Consider the following 7,580-nt stretch of genomic DNA (forward strand, 5'->3'; position numbering starts at 1 on the left):
GTTTTTATGTTTTATGAAATGTTATGGCATTTAGGTTTGTTATACCATTAGATAACTTACAGCATATCATTGTTGTAAATTATTAAATATCCTCTATTTTTGCTTATTGCTGTCAGTCCTTTTTTATGAGTATATTTTGTTAATATTCAGGTAAATTATCCATTATGAATCGTATAGAACAATTAAGTAAAATCTCGTCAATAGAACAATTTGATTTGTGCATCATAGGTGGCGGAGCAACAGGTGCAGGTATTGCCTTAGATGCTACCCTAAGAGGTTTAAAGGTATTGTTAATTGATAAAGCTGATTTTGCAGGTCAAACTACATCTAAGTCTACCAAACTTATTCATGGTGGAGTACGCTATCTTGAGCAAGCTGTAAAAAAATTGGATTGGGAACAGTACAAAATGGTGCAAAAGAGTCTCCATGAAAGAGATACCCTTATCAAAAACGCCCCTCATCTCACTCGTCCATTAGCCTTATTAACGCCCTGTTATTCTTGGATTGAAGGTATTTACCTTACAATCGGCTTAAAACTCTATGAATGGATAGCAGGTAATCATGGTATTGGTGCCAGTAAATGGCTATCGAGAAAAGAAGCATTGAAAACCATTCCTGAGTTAAAAAAAGAAAATCTAACCTCCGCAGTATTATATTACGATGGGCAATTGGATGATGCACGTTATTGTTTAGCGATTATCCAAAAAGCAGAAGCTTTGGGGGCAACCGTTTTGAACTATGCAGAAGCCCTTCGGTTTGAAAAAGATAATGAAGGAAAGCTAACTGCTTTGACGATTAAAGATAATGTGAGCAACAATACTTTAACAGTTCAGGCGAAAGTATTTATCAATGCTACGGGGCCTTTTGCAGACCATATTCGCAAGATGGCTAACACAAAATTGAAACCTCGGATGAAAGTAAGCAGAGGGGCTCACATTGTTTTGCCTACCAGTTTGATGAAAAATGAAACTGCTATCTTAGTACCCAAAACGGATGATGGAAGAGTATTGTTTATCATTCCTTGGCAAGACCATTTGTTGGTAGGTACAACCGACGAAGAAGATAAACTTTCTGAAAATCCAGACTTAGAACCAGACGAAATTCCGTACTTATTAAGCTATGTAAATCGTTATTTAGAAAAAGACGTTACACCCGAAGAAATTACCAGTGGTTTTGCAGGACAAAGACCATTGCTCGGAAAAGCTGAAAAAAGTTCTGATACCAAATCGCTAGTTCGTGACCACGAGGTGGAGATTGACAAGAGCAGTCAATTAGTAAGTATCATGGGTGGAAAATGGACTACCTATCGCTTAATGGCAAAAGATACCATAGACCATGTTTATGAAACCATTTGGCACAAAGAACCTGTACTTTGTACATCCGAACATCAATTATTGCATGGTGCAGAAGGGTATCATTTTGAGGATTGGCAACAACTTGTCAGTCAATATCATGTTTCCCCAACAATAGCACAGCACTTAATGAAAAAATATGGTTCATTGGCAGCAACAGTATTAAGTTTAGCAAAAAATCAATCTGAATTGAAAGAGTTAATTCATCCTAATCATCCATTTATCCAAGCTGAGATTGTGTATGCGATTCAAGAAGAAATGGCAGTTACTACCCAAGATGTACTAAACAGAAGGTTGGGTTTAGGATTAAGAGACGCGCAAGCTGCCAAAGAATCTGAAAGCTTAGTAGAGGCTTTTTTAAGTCCTGGAAAAACATTTATCAGTCATCAAAATATTGAAAATTAAACAAAGATTTACAAAGCTCTAATTTATTCAATTACCTAATTAACTATCAAAAACACTCTTTAAAATGTATATAGGCTCTATTGACCAAGGGACTACCAGTACCCGCTTCATCATTTTCGACAAACAAGGCAATCAAATTTCTGTCGGACAAAAAGAACATTCTCAGATTTATCCACAAGCTGGCTGGGTAGAACACGACTCAGACGAAATCTGGAGCAATACACAGGAAGTAATCGGGCTAGCATTAGGGAAAGCCAACCTTTCGCCTTTAGATATTGCAGCGGTAGGCATTACCAATCAACGAGAAACAACAGTGGTATGGAATAAATTCACTGGTCAGCCTTATTACAATGCCATTGTATGGCAAGATACCCGCGTTGGCAACATGGTAGCAGATTTAGCCAAAGAAGGAGGAGCCGATTGTTTCCGTGAAAAGACAGGCTTGCCTCTGGCTACTTATTTCAGCGGTTTGAAGCTAAAATGGCTTTTAGAAAACGTTGAAGGGCTGAGAGAAGATGCTGAAGAAGGAACGGCTATTTTTGGGAATATGGATACTTTTATCATCTGGCATTTAACGGGCGGAACAGATGGTGGAATCCATATTACCGACGTAACCAATGCCAGCAGAACCCAGTTAATGAATTTGAAAACCTTAGCTTGGGATGATGATATACTTCAGAAATTAAATATTCCTAAAGCAATGTTGCCCGCCATAAAATCAAGTAGTGAAGTCTATGGCGAAGCCCGTGGTGTACTTTCGGGTGTACCTGTGGCAGGTGATTTAGGCGATCAGCAAGCTGCTCTTGTTGGGCAAACTTGTTTTGCCCCTGGCGAAGCCAAAAATACTTATGGTACGGGTTGTTTTATGTTAATGAATACAGGCGAGAAAATAACGCCTTCAACCTTCGGATTACTTACTACAGTAGCGTATCAGTTTGGAAATCAGCCTGTAAAATATGCATTGGAAGGTTCTGTTGCCATTACGGGGGCATTGGTACAGTGGCTTCGTGATAATTTAGAAATCATTAAAAATAGTGCTGAGATTGAAACATTGGCAAATGCTGTGGAAGACAACGGAGGTTGTTATTTCGTCCCTGCTTTCTCAGGTTTGTATGCCCCTTATTGGCAAGCAGATGCTCGTGGAGTAATCGTAGGACTGACACGCTATGTCACCAAAGCCCATATTGCAAAGGCCGCTTTGGAAGCTACCGCTTATCAAACCTTAGAAGTATTAGAGGCGATGGAAAAGGATGCGGGCATTGAAATTTCTTCGCTAAGAGTAGATGGCGGGATGGTGGTAAACGAAACCTTAATGCAGTTTCAGGCAGATATGGTAGATGTGCCAGTGGTTTGTCCTGCTATGATAGAAACCACCGCTTTGGGTGCTGCTTATGCCGCAGGCTTAGCCATTGGCTATTGGGAAGACCTAGAAGACTTGAAACAAAACTGGGGTATTGCACAAACGTGGACACCCAACATGGAGACATCAAAAAGAGAAAAACTTTATCATTATTGGAAAAAAGCCGTCACTCGCAGCTTTGAGTGGGAAGAGTAATAAATCCGTAGCACGAGTTTTCAACTCGTCAAATTAATGTGACCCGAGTTAAAAACTCGTGCTACGGTTTAAATTATAGCTTAACTATGGTCTTACCCAGAGCTTTTCCTTTCAACATCAAATCTAATTTTTCGGGTACTTCTTCTAAGGAAATTTCATGGGCAAGCAATGCTAAATCATTTGGTTTCCAGTCTGTCGCTAATTTTTGCCAAATGTTCTGTCGTAAAGACATTGGGCATTCTGCTGAATCTATTCCAAACAATGTATTGCCACGCAAAATAAAAGGTAATACTGTAGTATGTAATTCAGCAGAAGCTACTAACCCACAAATGGCAGCCGAAGCACCATACGTTAAAGACTTCAACGCTGTTGCCAAAATATTCCCGCCAACGGTATCAACCACCCCTGCGTAAACAGATTTTAACAATGGTCGCCCCGACTGATCGTCTAATGCTTCTCTTCCAACTATTTCACTAGCGCCTATTTTCTTTAAAAAATCAACGGCTTCAGGTTTCCCTGTGACTGCAACAACTTCAAAACCTAATTTTGCAAGCATCGCAATGGCTAGCGTTCCCACTCCCCCCGTCGAGCCTGTTACTAATACTTTCCCTTTTTCAGGATTTAATCCATGATTAAGTAACGCATTGATGCACATACCAGCCGTAAAACCAGCCGTTCCGTTAATCATTGCTTCTTTTAAGGTTAGTCCTGCGGGTAGTTTCACAATCCAATTGGCGGGTACACGAATATATTCTGCCAAACCACCTGCGGTATTCATCCCTAAATCATAGCTAGTCACTATTACTTGGTCTCCTACTTGAAAATCGGAAGAATCGCTTGCTTCCACAACTCCTGCAGCATCAATGCCTGGGGTATGCGGATAATTTTTGCTTACACCTTTATTTCCTACTGACGACAAGGCATCTTTATAATTTAATGCTGAATAATGTACTTTTATTAAAACGTCACCTACAGGCAAATCTGAAATATCTTTTTGTACAATATTGCGAACATACTGCTTTTCGGCATTTTCAGCAATCACTAAGGCTTTAAAAGAATGGCTCATGGTTTTGTGTTTGTTTGATGAAACAAGCTATATTTATATTGTAAACCTCAACAAAAAAACATTGAAAGTCAAGTAGTTACAAAGCTTACAATTACTCACAAAAAGTACAGTTCTTCTGATAATCAAGTACTTAATTTTTATAGCACTAGAAAAACAATAAAAATAAATGAATAATTGATTTTTGCACTGACATACTGTTGTCAGTAAGCCCTATTTACTTTGCATTGTTAACAAAAAACATAAACCTCAAAATATAAATTAACATGCAAGTACAAGCAAAAGAAATACCTGCTCAGAAGTATTTTATCTATCGTACAGAAACTACGCTTTTAAACGTAAATGCTATTGCCGTGCGTGAGATTGACACGCTGTATGCTACAGCAGGACAATTGGGCTTAGACACCTCAGCACCTCTTGAGTTTATCTATTGGGGAGCTACAGGTGATGTAGAAAAACCATTTACATTGGAAATTGCATTGCCTGTGGGAAATCAAACAGTAGAAGTTCCTTCACCTTATGAACTGGTTGAACATCCCGCTTTCAAAGCCTTCGCCTATACCCATTATGGCGATTTTAGTAACATCATGCCTGTTTATAAAGAACTTTTCAACAATTTATTCGCACAAGGCCATAAGCCTACTACACAAACCAGAGAGGTATATATCAAGTGGGTAGATTTGACTTCTTCTGAAAATGTTACGGATATTTTATTGGGAATTGAATAGTGTTTGGAATGTAAGTTTGACTTTTTAGAGTGCCTATCATGGAAATGTATTTCTTTGATAGGCATTTTATTTATCGATTTATTATCAATAACGAATGTTAGATAAACACCAATGAGAACGTTAGATTTATTCCTATTTGTGACAGAACACGATGACCATCGCTTAGCAAGAATATTAGAAATAGCGAGGGTAGGTACTAACCCACGATTATACTAGTTTAATTTTCTTAAAAGATGTTAAACAGATTGTCATTTAAAGTTAAAATGCTTTGTTTTATTTCATGAATAATTTTATCACAAAGCCATGAAAAAAACAGTTTTACTCCTCTTATTTTTTCTTATTAATATTGATGGATTTTCTCAAACTAAAAACCTAGAAGAACTCTGTCAAGTTTTTCATCTGACAAATAAAAAAGATACCATCACCTTTATTGTATTTGGTACAAAACAAGATTTAAAAATCAAAAAACCTCTCTTCTTTTTTCGCCAAGGTTCACAGCCAAGACCTTTACTAGAGATTTATCAAGGCAAATACTACCCCCAGATGCCTTTTAGTATAAAACCCTATCAAAAGGATTATCATTTTGTGATGGTACAAAAATCAGGGACTGTTTTTGTAGCAGATTCTGCTTATATGGCTCAATTAGAAGATGGGCTAAAAACTGGCAATCCAAGATTCTTCACGAAAGAATACCAAGAAAATAACAATCTTGACAAAGCAACGGAGCAATGTAACCAAGTATTTAATTTTTTAGTAAAACAGCCTTGGATTGATACTCGTAAAATCGTGTTTTGCGGAGGTTCTGAAGGATTTACGATTGGGGCTAATTTGGTAGCTAATTATAATAAATCTATAACCCATACTATTCTTTTTTCTGGCCATACTGGCAGACGGTTTGAGTTTGAAATCTATCAGATTCGCGATGCTATCAAACAAGGTAAAATGGATGCAAATGAAGGACAAAAGCAAATAGAAGAACTTTATAAGTTTTGGGAAGATATTACTAAATATCCAAAGGCAACAGATAAAACATTAGGAGATACCTACTATGCATGGCATTCGTTTTCTACAAAGAATATTAATAATTTGCTTAAAATCAATACTCCGCTATATATCGCTTATGGTACTGAGGATAATGAAATTACAATAGGCTTAGATTATTTACCGCTAGATTTTATAGAAAAAGGAAAAAAGAATCTAACATTGAAAGCTTATCCAAATCATAATCACCAGTTTTTTGAATTGAAAAAAGATACTACTGGAAAAGTAATTGATAAGGTTTATCGTGGAGATGATGTAGCCAAAGATTGGATGGAATGGTTAAAATAATTATCAATGAATGCCAATTATTTTCATCCTTGCAGGATAATATTCATAAGCATTAAAACAAATTGTTCTAGATATTATATACAGCATGAAAATTATTGTATGGAATTGTAATGGAGCTTTGAGAAAAAAGTTTGAAAGTCTTTTAGACTTTAATGCAGATTTGATTATTGTTCAAGAATGTGAAAATCCTGCTGAATCAAAAGATAAAAAATACGTCGATTGGGCTATAAACTACTTATGGATAGGAGATACAAAAAACAAAGGTCTTGGTGTATTTGCCAAACAGCACATTGATTTGAAGCCCTTAGATTGGTCGGATATTTATAACGGTCATCGGGTCAAACATTTTCTGCCTTGCTCTATAAATGGAAAATTTGACCTACTTGCAGTTTGGACACATCAAAATTATTCACCCAATTTTGGCTATATAGGTCAGTTCTGGAAATATTTACAGATAAATAAACATAAAGTAACTAATGCTATCATTGCAGGTGATTTTAATAGTAATACAATATGGGATCAATGGGACAGATGGTGGAACCATTCCGACGTAGTAAAGGAGTTGAAAGAAATAGGTATTGAAAGCCTTTATCATACCTTCACAAAAGAAGAACAAGGAAAGGAATCTCAACCTACCTTTTACTTACATAGGAATATTTTAAAACCTTATCATATTGACTATTGCTTCGCTTCAATGCAATTCGTTGATAATCTAAACAATGTTACAGTAGAGCCTTTTGAAAATTGGAAACATTTAAGTGACCATTCACCAATGATAATAATATTTGAGGATAGATAGAAAAAGTAATAAAGTCAAAATATGATTCAACCTCGGTTACAACTCATAAGGATTGATAAATTTCAAATCAGTAATTCCATGAAAATCCTTTAAATTACGTGAGATTAATGTTAAATCTTTTGCTAAAGCTGTAGCAGCAATAATTGCATCTGGGAGTTTTACTTTGTATTCCTGTCTGATATTAATGGTAATATCAACTAAGGTTGTATCTACGTCATGAATCTGTGAAAATGGCTTCCCTTTAGTAATATAATTATTTGATTATCAATACATTATAAATAAAATAACCCCGAAAAAGTGTCAATATTGGCAATTTTCAGGGTTTTTCTGTATTTTGTTTCTGCTAAAA

Annotated in this window: 7 protein-coding genes; 5 read left to right on the top strand and 2 right to left on the bottom strand. The window is 36.3% G+C overall.

Annotated features, from left to right (window positions below; genetic code table 11):
- The first annotated feature begins 164 nt into the window (after nucleotides 1-164).
- A complete protein-coding gene (locus VB264_RS19235) occupies nucleotides 165-1,757 on the top strand; it encodes a glycerol-3-phosphate dehydrogenase/oxidase (RefSeq protein ID WP_323251999.1) in 1,593 nt (530 codons plus the stop codon).
- Nucleotides 1,758-1,821: 64 nt separating this feature from the next.
- Nucleotides 1,822-3,312 (top strand): glycerol kinase GlpK, encoded by a 1,491-nt coding sequence (gene glpK, locus VB264_RS19240; protein ID WP_323252001.1) that lies wholly within the window; start codon nucleotides 1,822-1,824, stop codon nucleotides 3,310-3,312.
- Nucleotides 3,313-3,385: 73 nt separating this feature from the next.
- Here the strand turns inward: glpK and VB264_RS19245 are convergent, their stop codons facing one another.
- Nucleotides 3,386-4,378 carry a YhdH/YhfP family quinone oxidoreductase gene (locus tag VB264_RS19245; RefSeq protein WP_323252003.1) on the bottom strand — a complete coding sequence of 331 codons (993 nt, stop codon included), beginning with the start codon at nucleotides 4,376-4,378 and terminating at the stop codon, nucleotides 3,386-3,388.
- 263 nt (nucleotides 4,379-4,641) lie between these two features.
- Here VB264_RS19245 and VB264_RS19250 point away from each other — a divergent pair, with 263 nt between their 5' ends.
- The 3 genes from VB264_RS19250 to VB264_RS19260 all read left to right on the top strand — a co-directional run bounded on the left by VB264_RS19250 (nucleotide 4,642) and on the right by VB264_RS19260 (nucleotide 7,231).
- On the top strand, nucleotides 4,642-5,103 hold the full coding sequence (locus VB264_RS19250) for a GyrI-like domain-containing protein (protein ID WP_323252005.1): 462 nt from the start codon (nucleotides 4,642-4,644) through the stop codon (nucleotides 5,101-5,103).
- 303 nt (nucleotides 5,104-5,406) lie between these two features.
- Nucleotides 5,407-6,432 (top strand): dienelactone hydrolase family protein, encoded by a 1,026-nt coding sequence (locus tag VB264_RS19255; RefSeq protein ID WP_323252007.1) that lies wholly within the window; start codon nucleotides 5,407-5,409, stop codon nucleotides 6,430-6,432.
- Nucleotides 6,433-6,517: 85 nt separating this feature from the next.
- Nucleotides 6,518-7,231, top strand: a complete 714-nt coding sequence (locus VB264_RS19260) for an endonuclease/exonuclease/phosphatase family protein (RefSeq protein ID WP_323252009.1) — start codon at nucleotides 6,518-6,520, stop codon at nucleotides 7,229-7,231.
- A 36-nt stretch (nucleotides 7,232-7,267) separates the two neighbouring features.
- Here VB264_RS19260 and VB264_RS25140 read toward each other — a convergent pair whose 3' ends face one another.
- Entirely contained in the window at nucleotides 7,268-7,480 is a 213-nt protein-coding gene (locus tag VB264_RS25140; protein WP_407654665.1) for a PIN domain-containing protein, read from the bottom strand.
- Nucleotides 7,481-7,580: the final 100 nt, after the last annotated feature.

The sequence above is a fragment of the Arcicella aquatica genome (genome assembly GCF_034928825.1).
GTDB classification, from domain to species: Bacteria; Bacteroidota; Bacteroidia; order Cytophagales; family Spirosomataceae; genus Arcicella; species Arcicella aquatica.

Coding starts and splice junctions, on each gene's coding strand:
- VB264_RS19235 (WP_323251999.1), top strand. CDS start 165: ATGAATCGTATAGAACAATTAAGTAAAATCTCGTCAATAGAACAATTT.
- VB264_RS19250 (WP_323252005.1), top strand. CDS start 4,642: ATGCAAGTACAAGCAAAAGAAATACCTGCTCAGAAGTATTTTATCTAT.
- VB264_RS19255 (WP_323252007.1), top strand. CDS start 5,407: ATGAAAAAAACAGTTTTACTCCTCTTATTTTTTCTTATTAATATTGAT.
- VB264_RS19245 (WP_323252003.1), bottom strand. CDS start 4,378: ATGAGCCATTCTTTTAAAGCCTTAGTGATTGCTGAAAATGCCGAAAAG.
- VB264_RS19260 (WP_323252009.1), top strand. CDS start 6,518: ATGAAAATTATTGTATGGAATTGTAATGGAGCTTTGAGAAAAAAGTTT.
- glpK (WP_323252001.1), top strand. CDS start 1,822: ATGTATATAGGCTCTATTGACCAAGGGACTACCAGTACCCGCTTCATC.